1 pseudogene is annotated in these 852 nt (G+C 46.2%); it reads right to left on the bottom strand.

Annotation, left to right across the window (positions count from 1 at the left end):
- Window positions 1–852, bottom strand: a pseudogene (locus tag ACFIO5_RS11055) (leucine--tRNA ligase); the annotation flags it as partial.

The following is an 852-nucleotide window of genomic DNA, read 5'->3' as shown; positions in this document are numbered from 1 at the left end:
TTGAGGCTTCCCATTAAGCATTTGTCCCTCAAGCCTTTTAGCTGCTTCTTCAAAAGCCTGTTGGGGTGTCAAACCATCCAAAAAGCTGGAGTTGATCATCACCCCATCACCGAGATAAGGCGTTTCAGTAATGGCAAAATCTTCTCTCTCAACCCCTGAAGGCAAAACTACCGGCTGCACAGGAAGATCATATTTACGAGCAAAATCGAAATCTCTCTGATCATGGGCAGGACAGCCAAAAACAGCTCCCGTTCCATAGTCCATCAGCACAAAACTGGCGACATAAACAGGAATATGCACCGCCACATCAAAGGGATGAACAGCCACAAGCGATGTACGAAACCCTTGTTTTTCAGCGGTTTCAAGTTCTGCAGTTGTTGTTCCACCACTCCGACAATTTTCGATAAAAAACTCCAGCGCTTTATCCTTCTGCGCAAGAGCTTGCGCAAGGGGATGATCGACAGAGAGCGCCAAAAAGGAGGCTCCAAACAGTGTATCGGGTCGTGTTGAATAACAGACAACCTCATCAAAGGACTTACAAACCTCATCAGCTTCCTCTGTTGACTTTCAAGCCCAACGATTTAATAAGCCTTGTGACTTCCCAATCCCATTTTTTTGCATAATGCGGACTTTTTCCGGCCACTGTTCAAGCTCCTCAAGCCCAGCCAAGAGGTCTTCACTAAAATCACTAATTTTGAAAAACCACTGTGTTAATTCCCGCTGTTCAACCAAAGCACCAGACCGCCAGCCGCGTCCATCAACAACCTGCTCATTTGCCAAAACAGTGTGGTCAACGGGATCCCAATTCACTTTAGCCACTTTTCGCGCCACCAATCCCTTTTGATAAAAATC

It is taken from the genome of Bartonella sp. AA86SXKL (assembly GCF_042196885.1).
Note: the sequence above shows the minus strand (reverse complement) of the source record. Positions and strands in the feature narration are given on the sequence as shown.